A 22,922-nucleotide genomic window follows, 5' to 3' on the forward strand; every position below is an offset into this window, starting at 1 on the left:
CGATACGGACCGTCGCCTCAAAGCGGATCGAGGCCGGTTTTCTGCAGAACGGCCACGGCGGGCGCCGTCTTCAGGAAAGCCGCGAACGCGCGCGATGCATCGGCGGCTTGCGCATTCACGGCGATCGCCGACGAGATCACGCTGGTCTTCTGCACGTCGGCAGGCAGCGGCCCCGCGAAGTCGATGCCCGGCGTCACCTTCAGTTCGCTGATCTGCTGCAGCCCCAGTTCGGCGTCGCCGCGCGCGAGTGCGGTGCCGACCAGTTCCTTGCCGCGAATGAGCACGCTCTTCGATTTCATCTGCTCGGCGATGCCGAGCCGCTTGAACAGCGTGCCGACGATATAGGTGCCGCTCGCCCCCTCGGAGAAAGCAACCGATTTGGCCGAGAGCAACGCGCGACGCAGCGCGTCGTCCGTACTGACGTCGGGCACGGCGATACCCTTGCGTACCGCGACGCCGATTCCGCTGGCGGCGATATCCGACAGCGTGGCCCGGTCGAATCGGCCGCCGTCGACTTCCTGCTGAAGCGCCGGCTTGATCATGAAGCAGATGTCGACCTTCTCGCCGTTGCGCAGGCGCATCGGCAATGACTCGTCCGACGTGCCGTACGACGGCCCCCAGGCAATCTCGAGACGATGTCCCGACGACTTTTCAAACATCGGCACCAGTTGTCCGAACGCGCCGTGCAGCGCGCCGGTTGCCAGCACGTGAATGTCGTCGGCATGCGCGCCCGGCGACGCCGCGCACAGCGTTACCCATGCCGCGGCGGCCACGCAAGCCCGCCAGCTCGATTTTTCCTTCATGTCTCCTCCTCGAGGTTCACCGCAAGTCGAATGCGTTTTTCGTTGGTCCGCCGGGCAGCGATTCGCCGACGGTTTCGGCTCAGCCATAGAGCCGCAGCGGATTGCCGGCCAGCACGGCATCGGCAAGCACATCGTCGCCGCACAGGCCGCGAACGAACGTCAGCAGTGCGAAGTCGTCCGGCGGCGCGCCTTCGATGTTCGGATGCGGCCAGTCCGATCCCCAGATCGACCGGTCCGGCGCGGCATCGAGCAGCCGGCGCGCGAGCGGCCGCGCATCGGGCCATGCGCGCGCGTCACCGCCTGCGAACCGATCCACTCCGGACAGCTTGATCCAGCGATAGGGATCGCCGAGATGCGCGAGCAACGCGTCGCGTTCGTCGTCGGTCCACGGTGTGTGCAACGACGGGCGCGCCATGTGGTCGATCACCATCGGAATGTCGACCCCGGCCCACTGGTCGAGCACCGGCAGCAGTTCGGCGAGCCGGCCGTGCAGCAGCACGTGCCAGCCGAGCGCCGCCACGCGCTCCGCGGTGCGCAGCAGCTTGTCCGTGTCGCGCTCGCCGGGCAGGTGCCCCATGAAGTTGAACCGGATACCGCGTACGCCGCCTTCATGAAGCTCGCGCAGCGTCCCGTCGTCCATCGTGTCGTCGACGAGCGCGACGCCGCGATAGGTGCCGCCGGTCGCGGCGATCGCCGCCAGCAACGCGGTGTGATCGTGCCGATAGCACGCGGCCTGGACGATCACGCCATGCGTGACGCCGAGCCGTTCGTGCAGCGCGAGCAGGCGTTTCATCGGCGCTGCCTCGGGCTGGTACGCGGCGTCGGCAGGCAACGGAAACCATTCCCACGGCCCGTAGACGTGCGTGTGGCAATCCCATGCGCTGCCTGCCGGGCGGCCATGTCGAGCTTGCTCCATCAATCGCACCGTGCCGTCATGCCGCCGTCCACGACGATTTCCGTCCCGGTGATGAAGCGTGCTTCGTCGGAGGCCAGGAACAGCGCGGCGTTCGCCGTGTCGCGGCCGTCGCCCATGAAGCCGAGCGGAATGCGGGCGAGCCGGCTTTCGAGCAGCTTGTCGACATCGCCGCCGGAGCGTTGTCCGGCGAGACGCGCCTCGACCATCGGCGTATGCAGCTGGCCCGGCACGACCGTGTTGACGCGGATGCCCTTCTTCGCGTATTCGACGGCCACCACCTTCGACAGCTGGATCACGCCGGCCTTGCAGGCGGCGTACGCGACCTGCGCGGAGCCGGTCCAGCGGATGCCGGAGGTCGACGCGGTGTTGACGATCGCGCCGGCGCCCTGCTGCTCCATCACCGGCAGCACGTGCTTGCAGGTCAGGTAGACGCTCTTCAGGTTGAACGCGACCTGCTTGTCCCATGCCTCTTCCGACAGCGCGACCGGGCCACCCGCAGACGAACCGCCAACGTTGTTGACGAGGATGTCCACTCGACCATAGGTTTCGCGGCATGCTTCGACCATCGCCGCGACGGCACCACTGTTCGTGACGTCGCACGTATGCGCGGTGATTTCGCCGCCGAGCTCGGTGACGCGACGTACCGTTTCCGCCATCGCGTCCATGTTGATGTCGACGGCGAAGATCTTCGCGCCCGCGGCGGCAAACAGCGCGGCAACCGCGCGGCCGTTACCCCAGCCGGGGCCGACGCAGCCCGCGCCGGTCACGATCGCGACCTTGCCTTGTAGGCGGCCTGCGCCTGCTTCATTGATGGATGTGTCGTTCATGATGTGGATGGATTCAACCGTGTGTTGCGGGAAGTTCGGGTGCCACGCCGGCCGGCGGCGGCACGTTGAAAACCTTGATCGTCATCGAGATCAGCGTGTAGTAGCCGGCAATGCCGACGAGATCCACGACCGCGCCTTCGCCCAGCGTGTCGACGAGCGCCGCATACAATGCGTCGTCGATCGCGTGCCGTTCATGCAGTTGCGTCACGAACGTGTGGACGAGCTTCTCGTCGTCGCGGACGAACGGCGGCTCGACGCCGTCGCGAATCGCATCGATCACGTCGATCGAGAGCCCGGCCTCCAGCGCGAACGGCTTGTGCGCGGCCCATTCGTACTCGGCCAGCCAGTGACGCCCCATCGACAGGATGACCAGCTCGGAGAGTCGCGGCGGCACGCTGCTGTCATATCGGCAGTACTGGCCGAGGGCCTGCGCGCAGCCGGCGAGCTTCGGGCGATGCAGCCAGACGGCCAGCGGACCGCGCACGCCTTTGCGGGGCCCGCTGGCGATCGCGTCGTACACCTGGCGCTGTTCGTCGGACAGTTGCTCGGGGGCGAGCGAAGAAATACGTTGCATGAATGAAATCACCTCGACAGAATTCAGTTCGCTTCGGCCGCGCCGCATTGTCCGGTTCGTGCATCGGCGGGCACGACGCGCGAGCGCAGCATCGAACGTCGCGCCGTGCGCCCGGTTTCGCGGTTGAACGCCGCGGCATCGAACAGCCCTTCCCAGCGGGCGATCGCGAATACCGCCATCGTGTTGCCGACCACGTTCACGAGTGCCGTCGCGGTCGCCATGATCCGGTCGATGCCGAACAGCAGACCGAGCCCGGCGAGCGGCAGTGAGCGGACCGACTGCAGCGTGGCGGCAAGCTTGACGAACGCGCCGCCGGCCACGGTCGTGCCGCCCTTGGACGTCAGGCTCAGAATCGCGAGCAGGCCCAGCTGCTGCCAGAGCGAGAACGGCGTATCGGTCGCCTGGGCGATGAAGCCGATCGCGATCGCCATGTAGATCGCGGTGCCGTCGAGATTGAAGCTGTAGCCGGCCGGCAGCACGAACCCGACCACGACCTCGTCGCAGCCGGCGCGCTTCATCTTTTCGACGAGGCGCGGAAACACCACTTCGCTCGATGCCGTACCGAGCGTCAGCAAGAGCTCGTCGCGAATCAGCCGCATGATCCCGGCGAACGGCAGGCCGATCGACCAGCTGATCGCGCCGAGCACACCGAACACGAAGATCGCGGACGTCGCGTAGTAGAGAACGATGACCTTGAACAGGTACAGCAGCGTCACACCGCCGTAACTTCCGACCGCGGCCGCCATCGCGCCGAACGCACCGAGCGGCGCGAGGCGCATGATGAACGCGAGCATCCGGAACAGCACCTTCTGCGTCTCGTCGATCCCGCGCAGCACCACCGAATCGGCACCGACCGATACGTTCAGCGCGAGCCCGGCCAGGATCGAGATGATCAGGACCTGCACGATGTCGCCTTTCGCGAACGCATCGACCAGCGTATGCGGAATGAGGCTCAGCAAATACGTGACGGCCGAGATCTCGCCGGCGTTCGACGTCGTCTTCAGCGCTTCGGCGCTCTCGGCGATGTTGGCGGCATGGAGGCCCGCTCCCGGCGGGAACGCGTTGACCATCACGAAGCCCAGCACCATCGCGATCGTGCTGACCACTTCGAAGTACACGAGCGATTTCACGCCCATTCGCCCCAGCATCCTGAGGTCCTTCACATGGGCCATGCCCTGCACCAGCGTGCAGAAGATGATCGGCGCGAGCATCATCTTCAACAGCGCGATGAACCCCTGCCCGAACGGCTTCATCGCAATCGCGGTCCTGGGCGCCAGCAGGCCCAGTACGATCGCGCACGCCAGCGCGATCAATACCTGGACGTGAAGTTTCTTCAAGCTTTTCATCAGTATTCCTTCCTATGTCGTTGTCGATAATTCGTCGGGCGAGCGGGAAAACGCTCAGCAGCGGCGCGGCGAAGCGACGCGGCGCAGCCGCGAACGAGGCGAATGAGGAATGGAATGGATGCGAGAACGGGATGGCATGGTGTCTCCGGAATCGTTATAGGTCGATTTGCTATCTGTTCTCAGCATAGAATCGGCCGACTTCTTTGACAAAGACCTTATAAACATGTATTTCTATGCCACGACGGCATAGCTCAAAATCGACATGGACATTCGAGAACTGCGCAGCTTCATCCACGTCGCCCGCGCCGGCAGCTTCAGCCGCGCGGCCGCGGAGCTGTATATCGCGCAACCGGCGCTGAGTCGGCAGATCGCCAAGCTCGAGGAAGAAATCGGCGTGGCGCTCTTCACGCGCTATGGCCGCGGCGTACGTTTGACGGCCGCGGGCTCGCGCCTGCTCGAGCATGCCGAAATGATCACGCGGATGGTCAGCGAAACGGCGGACCACGTACGCGCCAGCGCCGACGCCGAGCGTGGCTATCTCGCCGTCGGGCTGCCGCCGACGATCGGCCGGCTGATCGGCACCGATCTCGTTCGCGACTTTCACGCGCACTGGCCCGGCGTATCGCTCCACGTTCGCGAGGGGCTCAGCAACTCGCTGCAGGAATGGGTGCTCGACCGGCGCGTCGATCTTGCGGTGGTCTACAACCAGCCGCCGCTCGATGCATTCGATATCGTCCCGCTCTTCAGCGAGCCGTTGATCGTCGTCGCGCCGCCCGATGCGCCACCCGCGCGAAAAGCGTTGCAGATTCGCGACCTCGCGAACGTACCGTTGATCCTGCCCGGCCTGCCGCACAGCAACCGGCGGCTGATCGACCAGGCCGCCGTTCAGCACGGCGTCCGGCTGCGCGTCGAGTTCGAGATCGACAGCGTCGCGCTGACCAAGCAGCTCGTCCGCGCGGGCGTCGGCTATTCGCTGCTCACCTACGTCGCGATCCAGGAAGAACTGGCGCGGGGCGAGCTGAAGGCGATCGCGATCGAGCGGCCGGCGATCCGCTCGACCGTATCGATCAGCACGTTGCGCGAAAATCGTCAGTCGCGCCTCGTCGATGCGTGGATCCGCCTGCTCAAGGACACACTGTTCCGCTTTACGCGCGACCAGACCTGGAGCGATCAGGTCGTGTGGCTCGCGGCCGGCGTGGGCGAATAGCCCGCCCGACACGGTTGGACGGCCTTGCACGCGACACATTCGACACTCTCCCGATTCTCATCATCCCGAGCGACTGGAACCATGCGTGAACCTCGCCCCTCGCGTTCGTCCGACGCAACCGAACGCACCTCGACTTCGACGGTTTCGAACCGCTCCCTGGAGCGCGGGCTGGAATTGCTGCGCGCGTTCGGCTCCGGCGCGACCCTGCTCGGCAACGGCGACCTGGTCGAGTTGACCGGCCTGCCGAAGGCGACGGTCAGCCGGCTCGCGCGCACGCTCGTCGAAGCCGGCTATCTCGAACACGACGCCGTTCGGCGCGGCTATCGGCTCGGCCTGCCGGTGCTCGGCCTCGCGCAGGCCCTGCGGAGCAGCTCGACCGTGCTGCAGGCAGCCGCACCGCGCATCCGGGAAACGGCTCAGGCGCTGCATATCAACGTCGGCATCGCCGGGCCGGACCGCGACGACATGGTGTATCTCGAATCGATCCGCTACAGCCCTCGCGCGTCGCTGCGCACGGTGGTGAGCGGGCAGCGCGTGCCGATGGCGTTGACGTCGCTCGGACGCGCGTATCTCGCGTCGTTGCCTGACCCGACCCGTTCGAAGCAGCTCGCCGCGCTCAAACGCCATCGCCAGTCGTGGCCGCAGATCCGGGCGGAAATCGACGACGCGGTCGCGTCGGTGCATGCGCGCGGCTTTTGCGTGGCGAGCTGGCAACCCGAGGTCGTCGCGCTGGCGACCCCGCTCGAGATTGCCGGCCACCGGCCGCTCGTGCTCAATTTCAGCGTACGCACGCCGGATGCGCCGTCGTCGGTCGCCGAGCGCCTGTCCGCGCGGCTGCTCGAACTGCGCGACGAGATCGTCGTCGCGACGCTCCAGCTCGACAGCTGAGCACGCCGCGTCAGCGTTCGCGAATCGCGCGAGCCGGGATGCCGAGCACGACCGCGAGCCCGCCGAGGATCGACACCGCCGCGACCGTATACAGGCCGATCGCACTGCTGCCGAAATGGGTCGACGTGTAGCCGATCACCGAAGGCGCCGCGATGCCGCCGAACTGGCCGAGACTGCTGATGAGGCCGATGCCGCTCGCGGCTACCGTGCTCGACAGATACGCGGGCGGGATCGTCCAGAACAACGACAGCATCCCGAGATAGCCGGCCGTGGCGATGCTGAGCAGCACGATCAGCGCAGCCGGTTGCGAGTGGGCGGCAGGCAACAGCGCGACGCCGAGCGCCGCCATGACGGCACTGCCCATGAAATGCCAGCGGCGTTCGAGCTTGCGATCGGAATGGCGTCCGAGCCAGTACATCGCGACGGCGCCGAACACGTAAGGAATGGCCGACAGCAGCCCGATGTACCAGAAGTTCGTGATGCCGCTCTTGCGGATCACGCTCGGCGCCCACACGTGCACGACGATGCTCGCCCACGGCACGCTGAAGTACGCGAACGTCAGGAAATAGAACCGCGGTTCCTTCAGCGCGTCCCAGATCGAGCCATGCGCGTGCGAAGCCTTGAGCGCCGCATCGTGTTCCAGTTCGCGGCGCAGCAGCGCCTTCTCGTCCGCGCTCAGCCATTTCGCGTGCTCCGGGCGATCGGTCAGATAAACATATGCGAACAAGCCGGCCACGACGGACGGCAGCCCTTCGATCACGAACAGCCATTGCCATCCCCGAAGCTGAAACATGCCCGACAAGTTGTTCAGGATGAAGCCGGAAACGGGGCCGCTGACGATGCCGGACACACAGATCGCCGTCATGAAGATCGCCGTCACGCGGGCGCGGCGCGCCGACGGGAACCAGTACGTGAAGTACAGGATGACGCCGGGAAAGAAGCCCGCCTCCGCAGCGCCGAGCAAAACCCGCGCGATATAGAACTGGGTCGGCGTCTGCACGAACGCAGTGCCCGCGGACACGAGCCCCCAGAGCGCCATGATCCGCATCAGCGTCTTGCGCACCCCGACACGTGCGAGCCACAGATTGCTCGGCACCTCGAAAATCATGTATCCGACGTAGAACAGTCCGACACCGAGGCCGAACGACGCTTCCGTCAGACCAATGTCGCGCGAGAACTGTAGATGTGCGAAGCCGATATTGGCGCGATCGATGTAAGCGAATACATAACAGATGAAGAGGAACGGCAGCAGCCGTTTCGTCACCTTGGCATAAACCGCGTCGAGTGCCGGCCGGTCGGCGCCGCTTCGCTCGAGCGATTCCGTTGCAATGGCGGGTTGCATCTTGTCTCCAGTCTTGTAGGTCGCGCCGCGGCATCCGTTCGGTCCATCCAACCGGTGGCGGTGAGATCGATTATCGACGGCTCGCGCTCGTCCGCAACCACGTTGTTTCACTGGATGGAACAACCGGCGCAAACCTGACAGTTTCATTCAATGAAACGGGGGCGATGGCACGCGCGACGCGGCACGCTACGCTACCTGTGACCGGAACGCCGTGCCGACCGCATGGCGAATACGCCGGGCCCATTGCCTTCGACGCAGGAACCGACCATGCAAACCATCGACGTCACGATCCAATCGAATATCGCGACCCTTACCCTGAATCGCCCCGACAAGCGCAACGCCGTGAGCGACGCGATGCGTACCGAACTGATCGACGCGCTCGATTCGCTGGCGCGCGCACCGGACGTTCGCGCCGTCATCGTCACCGGCAACGGCAAGGGCTTCTGCGCGGGCGGCGACATCGCCGGCATGGCGCAACGGATGGAAGCACCCGCCGACGAAGTGGCGTTCAACGGCTGGTCGCGCCAGCAGCGCGTCCATCATGCCGTCTCGCTGCTGCACACGATGCCGAAGCCGACGATCGCGGCCGTCAACGGCGCCGCGGCCGGTCTCGGTGCGGACATGGCGCTGTCGTGCGATTTCGTGGTTGCGTCCGAAGCAGCGACGTTCGTGTGGAGCTACATCAAGCGGGGGCTGGTTCCCGATGGCGGCGGCCTGTATTTCCTGCCGCGGCGCGTCGGACTGGCGGCGGCCAAGGACCTGATCTTCAGCGGTCGCAAGGTCGACGCCCGCGAGGCGCGCGAACTGGGCATCGCCGATCGGGTCAGTGCACCCGACACGCTGCTCGCCGACGCCACGGCCTGGGCGCAGGAACTGATCAAGGGCTCTCCCACCGCGCTCGCGCTCGGCAAGACGCTGCTGAACCAGAGTTACGAACTGTCGGCTGCTCAAATGCTGGCGCAAGGCAGCCAGGCGCAGGCCGTCTGCTACACGAGCCGCGAGCACCGCAGCGCCGTACGTGAATTTCTCGACAACACGCGCTGACAGGAGCCTTCGATGAATGCCATCGCCAAACTGATGCGCCCGGCCAGCGTCGCGGTCATCGGCGCATCCGCAGACGCCGCGAAAACGGCCGGACGTCCCATCGCGTATCTGCAGAAGCACGGATTCAAGGGCGCGATCTATCCGGTGAATCCGCGCTATCAGTCGATTGCCGGGCTGCCCTGCTACGCGGACGTCGATTCCCTGCCGGCCGCACCGGACGTCGGCATCGTGCTGCTCGGCGCCGATCGTGCCCACGTCGCCGTCGACGCGCTGGCCAGGCGCGGCGCGGCCGCCGCGATCGTGCTTGCGAGCGGTTATGCCGAAACCGGCGAGGCCGGCGCGCGCCGCCAGGCGCAGCTGAAAGCGGCGGCAGGATCGATGCGCGTGCTCGGGCCCAACACGATCGGCGTCGTGAATCTGACGGACGGGGTCACGCTGTCCGCCAGCGGTGCGCTGGACACCGACGCTTTCACGGTCGGCGGCGTCAGCGTCGTGTCCCAAAGCGGCGGGATTCTCGGCGCGCTGCTGTCGCGCGCGGCGGACCGCGGCATGGGCCTGTCGAAACTCGTGTCGACCAGCAACGAGGTCGATCTCGACGTGAGCGACTTCATCGAATTCTTCGTCGACGACGCGGCCACGTCCGTGATCGCGCTGTACCTGGAAGGCCTGCGCGACCCGGCGCGCTTTCGCGCGGCGGCCCGCAAGGCAGCTGCAGCCGGCAAGCCGATCGTCGTCCACAAGATCGGCCGCTCGGAATCCGGCGCACAGTCGGCCGTGTCGCACACCGGCGCGCTGGCCGGCGAGGACCGGATGTACGACGCGCTGTTCCGCGATGCCGGCGTGATCCGCGCGCACACGTTCGGTGACCTGCTCGACATGCCGAATGCGCTGGCGTCCGGCCGCGTGCTGCGCGGCAAGCGGGTCGCGATTCTCACGTCGACCGGCGGCGCCGGCACGCTCGTCGCGGACAATCTGGGGCTGGCCGGATTCGACACGCCCGCACCGGATCCGGACACGGCTGCCGCGTTGCGCGCGCTGCAAACCGGCGATCATGCGGTGCTCGACCGGAACCCGATCGACGTGACGCTGGCCGGCCTGCAGCCGGACCTGCTGCGCCGCGCGATCCGCACGCTCGCCGACAGCCCGTCCTACGACGCCGTCGCCGTGATCGCGGGCTCGTCGAGTATCGGGATGCCGGACCTGATGGCAGGCGCCGTTCGCGATGCCTTGCCCGGTACCGACAAGCCGGTGGTCGCGTTCGTCAGCCCGCATGCGCCGGCGGTCGCGCGCGCGATGAACCGGCTCGGCGTCCCGGCGTTCGTGTCGCCGGAGAGCGTCGCCAGCGCGATGGTCGCGATGCGGGAGACCAGGTGCCGGCAGGTGCGCGCCGCGGCGGCCGAATCCGCCGGGCACGCAGGTGCGGTCGGCCTGGCCGACCTGCCGGCCGGGCCGCTCGACGAAGCGCAGGCCAAGGCGCTGTTCGCGCGCTTCGGCATCCCGCCCGCGCGGGAACGCATCGTCCGCACCGCCGCGGATGCAGAGCAGGCTGCGCGCGACTTCGACGATCGCGTCGTGCTCAAGCTTCTGTCGAACCGCATCGCGCACAAGAGCGATATCGGCGGCGTGGCGGTCGGCGTGGCCGCAGACGAGATCGGCGCGCGACTCACACGCATGCGCTGCGACGTCGAGACCGCGGCCGGCTTCGCGCCCGACGCGTTCCTCGTGCAGGAAATGGTTGCAGGCGGCGTCGAAATGATCGTCGGCCTGCATCGCGACCCGCTCGGCACGGCGATCCTGCTGGGCATGGGCGGCGTGACCGCCGAGGTGCTGAACGATACGGTCCTGCGCATGCTGCCGACCGACGCACCGTTGTCGCATCGGGACGCGTGCGAGATGATTCGCGAGCTTCGCACGTGGCCGCTGCTCGACGGCTATCGCGGCCGTCCGAAAGCGGATGTCGACGCGCTCGCCGCCGCGCTCGTGGCGTTCTCGCGGATGGCGCGTCAGCTCGGCGAGCGGCTCGTCGAAGCCGAGATCAATCCGCTGTTCGTGCTCGACGCCGGCCAGGGTGTGCGAGCGGCCGACGGCGTTGCCGTGCTCGCTTGACGCGGCTGCGGCCGATCGTTCGCGCGACGCAACCGCTGTCGCATGAACGACCGGCCGTCCCGCATCAGCTCGCGCCGTCCGCCGGATGTGCACGCCGAGCCCGCTCGATACATGCGCACAGCGCTTCGGCGATCGCGTCGAGCGATACGCCGGGCCCGAAAGTCGCCGCGACACCCTTCGCCTTCAGATGTCGCGCATCCGCGGCGGGAAAGATGCCGCCCAACACCACCGGAATCTCGGTGCGATGCGATGCCAGTTCGTCGAGCAGCCCTTCGACGAGCTCGAGGTGGGCGCCCGACAACGACGAAATGCCGACGATATCGGCGCCATGCGCCTGCGCGGCTGCCGCCACGGATGGGGGTTGCTGAAAAAGCGGCAGACGAAGGACGTCGAATCCGGCGTCCTCGAGCGCGGCTGCGACGACGGCCGCACCGCGGTCGTGTCCGTCCTGGCCGAGCTTGGCGATCACGATGCGCGGCCGGCGTCCCGCCCGTTTCGCCAGCCGGTCGACGCGGCCCTTCGCCGCCCGCCATGCGGCGTCGCCTCGCCGATGGTCGCCGTAGACACCCTCGCCGTCCGCTTCCACCGCCGCGGCATGCCGCGGCCATACCGATTCGAGCGCGCGCGTACACTCCCCGACGGTCGCACGTGCCCGCATGCAGTCGATCGCCAGTGCGAGCAGGTTTCCGGTGCCGTCGCGCGCCGCGTCGGCCAGCCGCCGCAACGCCGTCGCAACCCGCACCGGATCGCGCGAGGCCTTGACGGCTGCGATTCGCCGCGCCTGCCCGGCCCGAACATGACGGACGTCCATCTCGCGCACCATGAACGCGTCCGTCGGATCGCTCGCGACGAAACGGTTCACGCCGACCACGGTCCGGCGCCCGGAATCGACCTGCGCCTGCATCGCGGCCGCGGCACGCAGCAAGCGCCGTTTGACCCAGCCGGACTCGATCGCGGCGATCACGCCGCCCTGCGCGTCGATGGCAGCCAGCTCGGCGCGCACGCATGTCGCGATGCCGTCCGTCAGTGATTCCATCATGTACGAACCGGCCCACGGATCGACCGTGTCGCACAGTCCCGTTTCATGCTGCAGAATCAGCTGCGTGTTGCGAGCGAGGCGCGCTGCCGCCGCCGATGGCAGCGCAAGCGCTTCGTCGTACGCATTCGTGTGCAGCGACTGCGTGCCGCCGAACGCCGCGGCCATCGCCTGCGCCGTCACGCGAACGATGTTGTTTTCCGGCTCTTGTGCCGTCAACGACCAGCCCGATGTCTGGCAATGCATGCGCAGTGCGCACGCCCGGGGCGAACGCGCGCCGCACGCATGCGCGATCTCAGCCCACAGCAGACGCGCCGCGCGCAGCTTGGCGATTTCCGTATAGAAATCGCTGCCCACGCCGAAGAAAAAGCTCAGACGGGAGCACGCTTCATCCTCAGGCATGCCGCGTGCGGCCAGCGTGTCGACGTACGCACGCGCGTTCGACAGCGTCAACGCGAGTTCGAGCACGGCATCGGCGCCGGCTTCCTGGAAGTGATATCCCGACACCGACAGCGCATTGAAGCGCGGCGCATGCTCCGCCAGCCACAACGCGACGTCGGCAACGATCCGCATCGACGGCGCCGGCTCGAAGATCCACGTATTGCGGACCATGTACTCCTTCAGGATGTCGTTCTGAACCGTCCCGCCGATCCGGGCGGGCGGCACACCCTGCTCCTCGGCGGCCACGACGAACGCCGCCATGATCGGCAGGACCGCGCCGTTCATCGTCATCGACACGGTCGTGGCATCGAGCGCTATGCCGTCGAACAGCCGCACCATGTCCTCGACCGTATCGATCGCGACGCCGGCCACGCCGACATCGGCCCGCGCGTCGGCGCAATCCGAGTCGTAGCCGCGCTGCGTGGCCAGGTCGAAGGCCACGGACAGCCCCTGCGCGCCCTGCTCGAGTGCCGTGCGAAACGCGAGATTGGAATCGGTCGCGTCCGCGTGCCCCGTGTATTGCCGGATCGTCCATGGGCGATCGGTATACATCGACGCGTACGGCCCGCGCACATAGGGCCACGCGCCGGGCGTGCCGTCGAGATGCGCGACAGCTTCGAGATCGCGCTGCGTGTAGAGTGTCCGCAGCGGCACCGTGCGCGCGCCTCGGTCGTTCCGCGCGACGCTCTCCACGTCAGCGCCCGGCTCCATGATTGCCGCTTCGTTCATGCCCGGCTCCAGTGCTTTTGCGTGATCACGTCGGCAATCTTCGTCCCGTCGCTGTCGCGCACGATTTCGCTCCAGTGCAGCAAGCCACCCGCATCGGGTCGGGCACGCACGAAACGCACGGTCAACGCATCGCCGATGTCGATATTTCCGTGAAAGTACAGTTGACGCGCCGCCAGCACCGGTGCGTGCGCGAAGCGGTAATGCTGCCATTCCGCGCGGTCGACGAATGCCTGGAAGCTGGCGAAGTACAGCAGGTCCGCGCCGTTGAAATCCATGTTCGGGCACGGCACGAACGAGACGCTTGCGCCATCGCCCTCCGCGAGGCCGGCGAGCGCCGGCACGATCGACGCATCCCGCACCCGCAACTTCTTCGCCCGTTCCGCCATCGACAGCGCATCGGCCGGGACCGGTCCGGTGCGGCCGTCGACGCCGGTCATTCGCGCCTTCATCACCGAACGGTTGCTGCCGGCATGTTCGCGCGTCACGAACGTCGACATCATCCGCACGATTCCGGCTTCTTCGTCGCCGTGCCGGATCCGCTGTTCGCTGAAATGGCGAATCGGGCCGACCCTGTGAAGCGCGACATGAAGCGCGAACGTGTCGTTCTCGCGAATCGCGTGGCGGCGGTTCATGTCGACCCGCACGGCAACGAACGACGCATAGGCACGCCGCCCCTCATCGTCGAAGAACTCGGGCACGTCGCGGCCGCTATGCGCGGCCAGCGCGTCCCAGTGGCGTTGCCCGCACTCCTTGAGCAGCCAGTTTTCCGCGAGCCCCGTGTGCGCGAGTTGCGGCATGCCGGCCCGATAGCGATGGATGGCGGTATGCATCGGCGTCAGGCGGCCAGGCTTTGGGCCGAGCACCGCGCGGCCGTTATCTCGGCCTGGATCTGGTCGACGATATGGGCGGCATCGCGCGCAACCCCGGAGAATCGACCCGAACCCCACGTGTATAGCCAGGGCAGCCCGACGAAGTAGAGCCCCGAAACCGGTGTCACGCCGCGCCGGTGCGCGGGATAGCCGCGACCGTTGAAGACGGGCGCATCCAGCCAGCTGAAATCCGGGGTGAAGCCGATGCACCAGATGACCGATGCGATGCCGCTGGCCGCGAGATCGAGCGCCGTGCGCTCGCCGGCCGGACGCCACACGGGTTCGTACTGCGACGCAGGCGGCGCCGCGATCCCGTTCTTCTCGATATGGGCGTCGATGCCGGCATTGATCCGGTTGTACGTATCGTCCGCGCTGTCGAGCCGCGCCGACAGATCCGCGGAGAATCGCAACTGCCCGCCCGTGAAATCCTCCAGCCGGCCGTACAGTTCCATCCCTTCGACGGCAAAGCGGCGCAGATCGATATCGCGCCCGCCGTCGCGGCCGGTCACATAGTGGTTGGTGTTGTCGCGCACGCCTTCGCGCAGCGGATGCGCATCGACCGGCATGTCGTAGTACTGCATGTCGGCCAGCCAGTCGACGACGTCCCTGCCCCGGTAGAAACGGGCACAGCGAGGCGCATCGCCTACCGCGAGGAACACCTTTCGCCCGGCGAGGTGAAGGTCTTCCGCGATCTGCGCGCCCGACTGTCCCGATCCGACCACGAGAACCGGTCCGTCCGGCAAGGCGGCCGGATTCCGGTATTCCGACGACTGGATCTGCACGATCGTTGCCGGAAGCCGCTCGGCCATCCGCGGCACGATCGGCCGATGGTAGCCGCCCGACGCAACGGCGACCCGATCCGCCGTGTACGTGCCGCGTGATGTCGCGATGCGATAGCGTCCGTCCGCGTCGCGCGCCACGCGCTCGACCGCGGTATGTTCCAGCACCGGTGCATCGACGCTGCGGATGAATCCGTCGAGATAGTCGACGATCTCGTCCTTCGTCATGAAGCCGTGCGGATCGGCTCCGCGATACGGATAGCCCGGCAGCGCACACTGCCAGTTCGGCGTCACGAGACAGAACGCGTCCCAGCGCTGCTTGCGCCACGTGTGCGTCACGGTCTCCTTTTCGAATACGAGGTGATCGATACCTGCCTGCTTCAGGTAATAGCTGATCGACAGTCCTGCCTGCCCGCCGCCGATGACGGCTACGCCGAGATGGGAATCGATATCCGGGAGGCTGGATGAAACAACGGGTTCGCTTGACATGATGCAGTCCTGAATGTGTGTTGAAGACGACAATGGATTTCCGTGTGCCGGACGCCTCAAACGAGTTCGATGACGGTCACGGTCGCATCGCCCTGCGGCGCGAATCGCTCCGCGTGCGCTTCGATTCGTGCCAGCTCGTCCATCGCGGCCGAGCACGCGAACCCGTATTTCTCGCGTACGCGATCGGACGCGATACCCAGTGCGCGCCGGGCGCGCTCGACGAAGTCGTCGAGCGCGTATTGCGTGTCGGGCGTGAAAAATTCCGACACCACGGTCGAAGGCGAATAGCAATTGGTTTCCGACTGGTCGGGCCAACGGACCCGAAAATGCATGACCGGCATGATTCCTCCTCACTCGGCGGACGATGCTTGCGCACGCTGCGCCAGCCTGTCCTGGTAGATGTCCAGATGCCTGCGCGCACTCGCTTCCCATGTGAAGCGGTTCAGCAGCGCGGGGACGGCATGTGCGAAATCCGGAGCACGCCGTCCCGAGAACGCGTCGCACAGCGCGTCGGCGATCGAATCCACATCGGCGGGATCGGCCCACACACATGCGTGCTCGTCCAGATACTCGGTAAAGGGTTCGATTTCGGACACGACGACGGGCTTTCCGCAAGCCAGCCCCTCGAGCACGACCAGACCGAATCCCTCGCGGATCGACACCATCGACACCACATCGGCGCAGTGCATCAGCGCGACGAGTGCCGCATCGTCGAGCGGCCCCGTCGGCACGACGGGTTCGTCGACACCGATCCCCAGCCCGAGCGCGGCGGCGCGCGCGACGAAGCGGCGCGCGTATGCGTCGTGATCGAGCAGGCTCGCGCCGCCCCCGATCACGAGCCGCGCCTCGGGCATCGTGCCGTGCAGCCGTGCGAACGCCTCGAGCAACGCGATCGAGTTTTTCCGCTGCTCGATCCCGCCGATCGCCAGGACAACCGGCGCGCCGTGCAGGCCGAATCGCTGCCGCACCGCCTGCATGTCCGCCTGGTGCGCGCGAGCGAACCGGGCGACGTTCACGCCGTTGGGCACCACGCTTGCGTCGACCCCGAACGTGTTCCGCATCGTGGCCGCCCAGGCGGCGCTCACGCACAGCACCTGATCCGCCTCTCGCCACGCGCGCTCCTGCCAGCGTTCGAGCTGCGGGTCGTCGAATACGTCGAGGTGATGCACGGTCCGTACGAATCCGTCTATTGCGCCTGACTGCCTCAGCTCGGCCAGCGCATTGCCCGTGATGCTGTCCTGTGCATGCAGAACGTCGAACCCGCTTGCGTCGTGCTCCAGCAAGGTGTGCTTGATCGCGGAAATTCGCGCGCGCACCATTTCCGCGACGCTGCGCGGATGGCCATCGACGCGTGCCAGCACGACGCGGCACGGGACCTCGCGGAACATCGCCTCGCCCGGCGCGGCCGGCGCGAACACGGTGACGTTGCTTCCCGCTTCGTGCAGCGCACTGGCGAGTTCAAGTGCGTGCACGACACCGCCGCGCGGATTGACCGAGTGGGTCAGCAGCGCGATGCGCAACGTATCGCCGCTCATCGCACACCTCCGCCGACGCCGGTCATGAACGGTTCCATCCGGAAATCCCACAGCACCGCCGTTTCGCCCGCTTCTTCGACGACGACCGCGCGCGTTGTATCGATATCGCCGATCACGGCGCACGCGAGCCCGCGCGCCGCGAAGCGTTCCGCGATCGCGTCGGCATGCGCCGGCCGGGCCGACATCAGGAATCCGTAGCTCGGAAAGGCCGTCAGCCAGCGATCGAAGTCGACGCCGGGCGGACGCGGGATCGCGTCGAGTTCGATGCGCGCACCGACGCGCGAGCATTCGACGAGCATCAGCGCCGTACCGAGCACGCCCGCCATCGAGATATCCTTCGCGGCATCGCACAGCCCGTCTTCAGCCAACGTCGGCAGAATCTCGAGATCGCCACGCAGCCGGGCCGGCGGCGCGCCGGCCGACGCATTCCAGAACGGATACGGCTCCTCGAATGCGCCGCGCAGGTCGACCGCCATCATCAGGCGATCGCCCGGCCGCGCGCTGAAGCTCGACAGCAGCGCGCGCGCCCGGCCGAGGATCGATACGGCCAATTGCCCCTGCGCGCTGCGCGTGTTGCTGTGGCCGCCGACGATCGGCACGCCGTACGCCGACGCAGCCGCGGCCATCCCGGCGAGCACCGGCCGCGCGGTGTCGATTCCGTCGCTCCACAATGCGTCGACAACGGCGATCGGCCGCCCACCCATCGCGTAGATATCGCTGACATTCGCCATCACGCCGCTGTACCCGGCGAACCACGGCATCGACTCGACGAAATCACCGACCATGCCCTCGATCGCAAACAGCAGGTAGCCGTCCGCGTCGGGAATCGCCGCGCAGTCGTCACCGAGTGCAACAGCCTGTGCGAGATCCCGTTCGCCGTTCGGCAATGCCGCCGCGAGCGACGCAACCACGCCGGAGATGTCGTGCTTGTGCTGGAAGCCGCGGCTTGCGCGCAGCGTTGCGATGCGATCTTCGACACTCATTGCCGCCCCTCCGAGCGCAGGACGAAACCCTCGAACGGCGTGCCGCACGGCGGATAGTGTTCAAGCTGGGCCTGCATCAGTTGATGAGGACGTCCGAACAACGTTTCTTCACCGAGCGCATCCCAGTGAAGCCGACGAAACAGCGGCACGTTCTGCGCTTGCACGTGCGCGACGAAGGTCCGGCAACCTTCGGTATGCGCGCTGCTGACGGCCAGCGCGATCAGCATCGAGCCGATCCTGCCCTGCCTGCGAAACGCCGGATGCACCGCGAGCCGCGAACCCATCCAGGTTCCGGGCACGGTTTCATGAATCCGCACCGTGCCGACCACCTGCTCCGGCAGCCCGGCGCAGCAGCTGACCGCAACCAGCAATTGCGCGTGGCGATCGATATCGTCTCGATCGTCGCCGACGAAGATCCCCTGCTCGATGCAGAATACGGCCCGGCGCAGCTTGTGCGCTTCGTCGATTTCCCAGGGAAGCTCCGCCCATTTGATCCGGTATTCGGCAGGCCGATACGTGTCGCGGCTATCGGCCAGCCCCATCTCTACGCAGTACATGGTCATGCCTCGTAGGTCGAAAGCGACGAGCAGGCGCCGCATTTTCCGCAGCCTGCCTTGATGTCGGCGGAGCGCATTCCGGCGTCGCGCAGCATGGCGCCGAGCGGTTCGAGCACCGCCCGCATGAAGTCCGGTGACGGCGCGGGATGACTCTCCAGCGGCGTGCCGCTGATCGGGACGAACGGCACCACGAACGGATACACGCCCAACCCGATCAGTTCGCGCGACATGTCGAGAATCGCCGTCGCGCTGTCGCCGAGCCCGGCGAGGATGTAGGTGCTGACCTGTCCGCGGCCGAACACCGCGACAGCCGCGCGGAATGCCGCCAGGTACCGGGACAGCGGCACGCTCGCCTTGCCCGGCATGATCCGTTCGCGCACGTCCGGCGTCACGGCTTCCAGATGCATGCCCAGCGTATCGATCCCGCTTGCCTTCATCCGCTCGAACCAGCCGTCGTCGTCGGGCGGCTCGCATTGCGCCTGGATCGGGAGATCGACGGCCGCCTTGATCGCAAAGGCGCTTTCGCACAGTACGCGGGCGCCGCGATCCGGTGTCGGCGGTGTGCCGGTCGTCAATACCATGTGCTTGACGCCGTCGAGCAGGACCGCCGCTCGCGCGACCTCGGCAAGTTGTTCAGGCGTCTTGCGGGCGATCGTCCGGCCGGCTGCCAGCGACTGACCGATCGAGCAGAACTGGCAGGTCTTGCGCCGGCTCTCGTAGCGAATGCAGGTCTGCAACACCGTGGTCGCCAGCACGTCGGCACCATGCAGCGTCGCGATGTGCGAATACGGCACGCCCTCCAGCGTCTGCAATGCGTAGAAGCGCGGATTCAACGGAAAGCTGATACTCGCGATCGGGATGGTGCCGCGCGAGAGCAGGCTGACGCCTTCCGCGTCGGGCTCCGCCGCGACGAACGGCGATTCCCACGCGGTGCTCGTGTGCACCGGCACCATGATGGTCACGCCGTCGACCGTCACGGCCTTGTGATCGGACGGCCCCGCGCCGCCGCGCCGGCTCGCGGCGCCAACCCGGGGGTCCGCGAGGCGCAGCCCGACCGACTGCAGTTCAGTCATCAATTGCCGGCTCTGCACCGACGGTTTCGCGTTCGCGCTCATGGCAGTTTCCCTCGAAGTCGCGTGCAGCCGACCCGCTGACCCCCATCGGGGTCACCGTCGTCGCCGGCCGATCGTTGATGGCAAGACTCAGCAGCTCCGGCCGCGCATAGTGGCCGACCGAATCCATCATTCGCTTCCGCTTGGTGATCAGCGACATGTCCAGGTCGGCGATCACCATCCCTTCGCCCGAGCGCAACGGCTCGGCCAGATGCTGGCCCTCCGGGGACACGATCGCTGTATTGCATCCACCGCGCAGGGCTTTCTGCAGATTTGGATCGCCCGTGATCGACTCGATCTGGGCATCCGTCAGCCAGCCGGTCGCGTTGACGACAAAGCAGCCCGATTCCAGCGCGTGGTGACGGATCGTGACTTCGATCTGCTCCGCGAAGATCGGGCCGACCAGCGATCCGGGGAACTGGCTGCAATGAATTTCCTCGTGCTGCGTCATCAGCGCATAACGGGCGAGCGGGTTGTAGTGCTCCCAGCACGCGAGCGCACCGACCCGTCCTACGCCGGTCTGCGCAACCTTGAGTCCGGCCGCGTCGCCCTGTCCCCAGATCATCCGCTCGTGAAACGTCGGCGTGATCTTGCGGCGCTTCACCGCGAGGCGCCCGTCGACGTCGAAGATCAGCTGCGTGTTGTACAGGCTGCCGTGGTCGCGCTCGTTCACACCGAGCACGACCACCATCCCGTGCAGCCGTGCGCGCTCGGCGACCGCATGCGTCACGGGGCCGGGCACCGCCACGGCCTGCTCGTAGAGCCGCATGTGATCGGCGCCGGATGCGACCGGCGCCCGCACGAACGAGAAGTACGGGTAGTACGGCACGAATGTTTCGGGGAAGACGATCAGCTGGACACCGTTGCCGGCGGCCTCGTCGATCGCCGCACAGACCTTGTCGAGCGTCCCGCCGGCGCGTTCCAGATCGGGGGCGATCTGGACGGCTGCCGCCCGGACGATGCGTTTGTCGGACATGATGGCACCCGTCGTTCGATCAAACGGTCCAGGTGTGGATGATCAGCGCGTTCTCCTTGCGGTGAAGCAACTGGATATCCAGCACGTCGAGCGGATTGATCGGTCGGATGCCCTCGATCAACGATGCTTCGCCGTGCCCGTACAGCGCCTGAAGCGCAAAGCGGCACGCGTAGACCTTCCCGCCCTCTTCCATGAACTTGACGAGTTGCTTGTTGAAGTTCAGGTGACCGGGGAACGCCTCGTCGCCGAGCGTCGGAAACCCGCGCTGCAGGCCGAGCGTCACGCCGGGGCCGTAGAGCAGCACCGACGTCTCGAATCCTTTGCGTTGCAGGCGCGTCGCCTGCAGCAGGTTCACGAAGCCGATCGATCCTTCGAACGCAACCGTGTGGAACGTCACGAGCGCCTTCTCGCCCGGCTCCGCCTTGACGTCTTCGAATACTTTTTCCTCGTAGTCGACGAGGAAATCTCCTTTCTTGTGCAGAGGCTGATTGACTGCGGGCATGGCACGCTCCGTTTGCAAATGAGTTGAACGATGTTCCCGAACGTTTTCGAATCCGGGCGAGCTCATTAACGCAACGCATATGCCAACCGGTCCCCGACCTGATGCAATCACTCTCCAATCATTCAATCGATAAATGTCTCTGCCGTCGGTCCGATCCTTGCGTGATCCGATCGGGCTCGGACGGGAAACGACCGTCCAGCGCGCGCACGCGCACCGGACTGATGCAGCGCGAAGGGGTTCGTGCGCATCGACCGTGCATCGATGCATCAGTCCGATACACGATGCGATCAATGCAATCATCTGCCCGTAGAGGGGCAATATATATATTTACGATTAATGCATGATGCTAACGTCGTGCGGAACGATTAACCGGAAACAGGTATGGACAACGCAATCCGCCATTGGTCGAAGCGACTATTGGAAAGCAGGAAACCGGCGTACCTGCTGATCCCCGACCTCATCGAGGAAGATCTCGCCGCGGGCCGTCTGAAACCACGCGACCGCCTGCCCGGGCTGCGCGATCTCGCCAGTGCGCTGAACCTCAACTACACGACGGTGGCCCGCGCTTATGCGGAAGCTCGCCGGCGCGGCTTGCTCGATACACGCGCGGGAAGCGGCACATTCGTGCGCGGCCCGACGCGAACGATTCCGCTGTCGGGCGGGAGCAGCATCGAAATGTCGATGAACATGCCGCCCGAGCCGCCCGAGATGGCCAGGCGGCTGCAGCAATCGGCTGCGGCATTGTTCGATGCAGCGGATCCTTACCAGCTGATGCGATACCAGGATTTCGGCGGCACACCGGCGGATCGCGCCGCCGGACGCGCATGGCTGGCCAATCGCCTGCCCGGCTGCAGCGGCGACGCCGTACTGGTCTGCCCGGGTATCCACAGCGCCCTTGTCGCGCTCATCTCCAGGCTTGCGCGCCGCGGCGATTCGATCTGCCTCGATTCGCTCGCTTACCCCGGCATCAAGGCTATCGCGTCACAATTGGGCGTGCAGTTGCAGCCGCTGCCACGGGACGACGACGGACCGTTGCCGCATGCGTTCGAATCGCTCTGCAGAAGCGGACGGCCTGCCGCGCTGTACTGCAACCCGACCCTGCAGAACCCGAGCACGCTCACGATACCGTTCAGACGCCGCGAAGCGCTGGCCGATATCGCGACGCGCTACAACGTGCCCATCATCGAGGACGACGCCTACACGATGTTGCCACGGAGCGCGCCGCCGCCATTGGCGTTGCTGGCGCCGGAGCTGACCTACTATGTGACTGGCATGTCGAAGAACCTCGGCGCCGGGCTGCGAATCGCGTACCTGCTGGCGCCGACGGTGCGCGAAGCACAGCGCATTGCCGGAGCATTGCGTGCCACGACCGTGATGCCGAGCCCGTTCACGATGCTGCTGTCCACCCAATGGGTCAACGACGGCACGGCGCGCGAGATGCTGGCCGCGATTCGATCCGAGGCGCATGCACGGCAGGCGATCGCAGGCCGGATTCTCGGCGCGTGGCCTTTCGATGCGCATCCCGACGGTTTCCATCTGTGGTTGCCGATTCCGCGCGAGTGCCAGTGGACTGCGCCCGACCTGGCACAGCATCTGCGGAGCCGGAGCGTCGCCGCTGTCGCAAGCACCGCGTTTTCGACGGACGGAAACCCGCCGGCCGCGATTCGCATCTGCCTTGGCGGCCCGCAGGATCGGGAGAGCTGCCGCGACGGCTTGCAGCTCGTCGCCGACGCACTGACCGACGCACATCATCTTTACAGTGCGGCAATGTAGCGGCCGATCCGGACTCGACGGCACGAAAACTCGAACTTCAGACCTGTCCGTGTGGCCCGCCACCGTTTCAACCCGGAACCCTGTGGCA

21 protein-coding genes are annotated in these 22,922 nt (G+C 66.5%); 5 read left to right on the forward strand and 16 right to left on the reverse strand.

Going from position 1 to position 22,922, the window contains the following annotated elements:
• Positions 1–17 precede the first annotated feature (17 nt).
• From ACNQQL_RS06135 to ACNQQL_RS06155, 5 genes are all read right to left on the reverse strand, one after another.
• Positions 18–803 carry a substrate-binding domain-containing protein gene (locus ACNQQL_RS06135; RefSeq protein ID WP_347063570.1) on the reverse strand — a complete coding sequence of 262 codons (786 nt, stop codon included), beginning with the start codon at positions 801–803 and terminating at the stop codon, positions 18–20.
• A gap of 79 nt (positions 804–882) precedes the next feature.
• The gene (locus ACNQQL_RS06140; RefSeq protein ID WP_347063571.1) at positions 883–1,719 is read right to left on the reverse strand and encodes an amidohydrolase family protein; all 837 of its coding nucleotides are present in this window, start codon (positions 1,717–1,719) and stop codon (positions 883–885) included.
• Entirely contained in the window at positions 1,719–2,546 is an 828-nt protein-coding gene (locus ACNQQL_RS06145; protein ID WP_347063572.1) for an SDR family NAD(P)-dependent oxidoreductase, read from the reverse strand. Before ACNQQL_RS06145 ends, ACNQQL_RS06140 begins: the two co-directional genes overlap by 1 nt.
• Before the next feature lie 13 nt (positions 2,547–2,559).
• Positions 2,560–3,120: a carboxymuconolactone decarboxylase family protein gene (locus ACNQQL_RS06150; RefSeq protein ID WP_347063573.1), complete on the reverse strand. Its 561-nt coding sequence runs from the start codon at positions 3,118–3,120 to the stop codon at positions 2,560–2,562.
• Positions 3,121–3,143: 23 nt separating this feature from the next.
• Positions 3,144–4,466: a cation:dicarboxylate symporter family transporter gene (locus ACNQQL_RS06155; RefSeq protein ID WP_347063574.1), complete on the reverse strand. Its 1,323-nt coding sequence runs from the start codon at positions 4,464–4,466 to the stop codon at positions 3,144–3,146.
• 262 nt (positions 4,467–4,728) lie between these two features.
• Between ACNQQL_RS06155 and ACNQQL_RS06160 the strand changes: the two genes are divergently transcribed.
• Both ACNQQL_RS06160 and ACNQQL_RS06165 read left to right on the forward strand, forming a co-directional pair.
• A complete protein-coding gene (locus ACNQQL_RS06160; RefSeq protein ID WP_347063575.1) occupies positions 4,729–5,673 on the forward strand; it encodes a LysR family transcriptional regulator in 945 nt (314 codons plus the stop codon).
• A gap of 81 nt (positions 5,674–5,754) precedes the next feature.
• Positions 5,755–6,561: an IclR family transcriptional regulator gene (locus tag ACNQQL_RS06165; RefSeq protein WP_347063576.1), complete on the forward strand. Its 807-nt coding sequence runs from the start codon at positions 5,755–5,757 to the stop codon at positions 6,559–6,561.
• 10 nt (positions 6,562–6,571) lie between these two features.
• Here ACNQQL_RS06165 and ACNQQL_RS06170 read toward each other — a convergent pair whose 3' ends face one another.
• Positions 6,572–7,903 carry an MFS transporter gene (locus ACNQQL_RS06170; RefSeq protein ID WP_347063577.1) on the reverse strand — a complete coding sequence of 444 codons (1,332 nt, stop codon included), beginning with the start codon at positions 7,901–7,903 and terminating at the stop codon, positions 6,572–6,574.
• Between the two features lie 267 nt (positions 7,904–8,170).
• Between ACNQQL_RS06170 and ACNQQL_RS06175 the strand changes: the two genes are divergently transcribed.
• Together ACNQQL_RS06175 and ACNQQL_RS06180 are read left to right on the forward strand one after the other, a co-directional pair.
• Positions 8,171–8,947: an enoyl-CoA hydratase/isomerase family protein gene (locus ACNQQL_RS06175; RefSeq protein ID WP_347063578.1), complete on the forward strand. Its 777-nt coding sequence runs from the start codon at positions 8,171–8,173 to the stop codon at positions 8,945–8,947.
• A 12-nt stretch (positions 8,948–8,959) separates the two neighbouring features.
• Positions 8,960–11,053 carry an acetate--CoA ligase family protein gene (locus ACNQQL_RS06180; RefSeq protein ID WP_347063579.1) on the forward strand — a complete coding sequence of 698 codons (2,094 nt, stop codon included), beginning with the start codon at positions 8,960–8,962 and terminating at the stop codon, positions 11,051–11,053.
• Positions 11,054–11,117: 64 nt separating this feature from the next.
• Here the strand turns inward: ACNQQL_RS06180 and scpA are convergent, their stop codons facing one another.
• The 10 genes from scpA to ACNQQL_RS06230 are packed head-to-tail and all read right to left on the reverse strand — an operon-like array spanning position 11,118 to position 21,061.
• Complete coding sequence (gene scpA, locus ACNQQL_RS06185; protein ID WP_347063580.1) at positions 11,118–13,259, reverse strand: methylmalonyl-CoA mutase; 2,142 nt, start codon at positions 13,257–13,259, stop codon at positions 11,118–11,120.
• Positions 13,256–14,089, reverse strand: coding sequence for a Pnap_2097 family protein (locus ACNQQL_RS06190; protein ID WP_347063581.1), 834 nt, complete (start codon positions 14,087–14,089; stop codon positions 13,256–13,258). The genes scpA and ACNQQL_RS06190 overlap by 4 nt, the downstream gene beginning before the upstream one ends.
• A 5-nt stretch (positions 14,090–14,094) precedes the next feature.
• A complete protein-coding gene (locus tag ACNQQL_RS06195; protein ID WP_347063582.1) occupies positions 14,095–15,396 on the reverse strand; it encodes an MSMEG_0569 family flavin-dependent oxidoreductase in 1,302 nt (433 codons plus the stop codon).
• 56 nt (positions 15,397–15,452) lie between these two features.
• Positions 15,453–15,737, reverse strand: a complete 285-nt coding sequence (locus ACNQQL_RS06200; RefSeq protein ID WP_175819247.1) for an MSMEG_0570 family nitrogen starvation response protein — start codon at positions 15,735–15,737, stop codon at positions 15,453–15,455.
• A 9-nt stretch (positions 15,738–15,746) separates the two neighbouring features.
• The gene (locus ACNQQL_RS06205) at positions 15,747–16,931 is read right to left on the reverse strand and encodes an MSMEG_0565 family glycosyltransferase (RefSeq protein ID WP_347063677.1); all 1,185 of its coding nucleotides are present in this window, start codon (positions 16,929–16,931) and stop codon (positions 15,747–15,749) included.
• Positions 16,928–17,914: a sll0787 family AIR synthase-like protein gene (locus ACNQQL_RS06210; RefSeq protein ID WP_347063583.1), complete on the reverse strand. Its 987-nt coding sequence runs from the start codon at positions 17,912–17,914 to the stop codon at positions 16,928–16,930. Before ACNQQL_RS06210 ends, ACNQQL_RS06205 begins: the two co-directional genes overlap by 4 nt.
• Positions 17,911–18,471 (reverse strand): MSMEG_0567/Sll0786 family nitrogen starvation N-acetyltransferase, encoded by a 561-nt coding sequence (locus tag ACNQQL_RS06215; RefSeq protein ID WP_347063678.1) that lies wholly within the window; start codon positions 18,469–18,471, stop codon positions 17,911–17,913. The genes ACNQQL_RS06210 and ACNQQL_RS06215 overlap by 4 nt, the downstream gene beginning before the upstream one ends.
• Before the next feature lie 2 nt (positions 18,472–18,473).
• Positions 18,474–19,544 carry an MSMEG_0568 family radical SAM protein gene (locus ACNQQL_RS06220; RefSeq protein ID WP_347063679.1) on the reverse strand — a complete coding sequence of 357 codons (1,071 nt, stop codon included), beginning with the start codon at positions 19,542–19,544 and terminating at the stop codon, positions 18,474–18,476.
• Complete coding sequence (locus ACNQQL_RS06225; RefSeq protein ID WP_347063584.1) at positions 19,537–20,559, reverse strand: Nit6803 family nitrilase; 1,023 nt, start codon at positions 20,557–20,559, stop codon at positions 19,537–19,539. Before ACNQQL_RS06225 ends, ACNQQL_RS06220 begins: the two co-directional genes overlap by 8 nt.
• Before the next feature lie 19 nt (positions 20,560–20,578).
• Positions 20,579–21,061, reverse strand: coding sequence for an MSMEG_0572/Sll0783 family nitrogen starvation response protein (locus ACNQQL_RS06230; RefSeq protein ID WP_059599615.1), 483 nt, complete (start codon positions 21,059–21,061; stop codon positions 20,579–20,581).
• 381 nt (positions 21,062–21,442) lie between these two features.
• Between ACNQQL_RS06230 and ACNQQL_RS06235 the strand changes: the two genes are divergently transcribed.
• Positions 21,443–22,834, forward strand: a complete 1,392-nt coding sequence (locus tag ACNQQL_RS06235) for a PLP-dependent aminotransferase family protein (protein WP_347063585.1) — start codon at positions 21,443–21,445, stop codon at positions 22,832–22,834.
• Positions 22,835–22,922: the final 88 nt, after the last annotated feature.

Origin of the sequence: Burkholderia sp. LFS061 (genome assembly GCF_047978125.1) — a bacterium.
Classification (GTDB): Bacteria; Pseudomonadota; Gammaproteobacteria; order Burkholderiales; family Burkholderiaceae; genus Burkholderia; species Burkholderia pyrrocinia_C.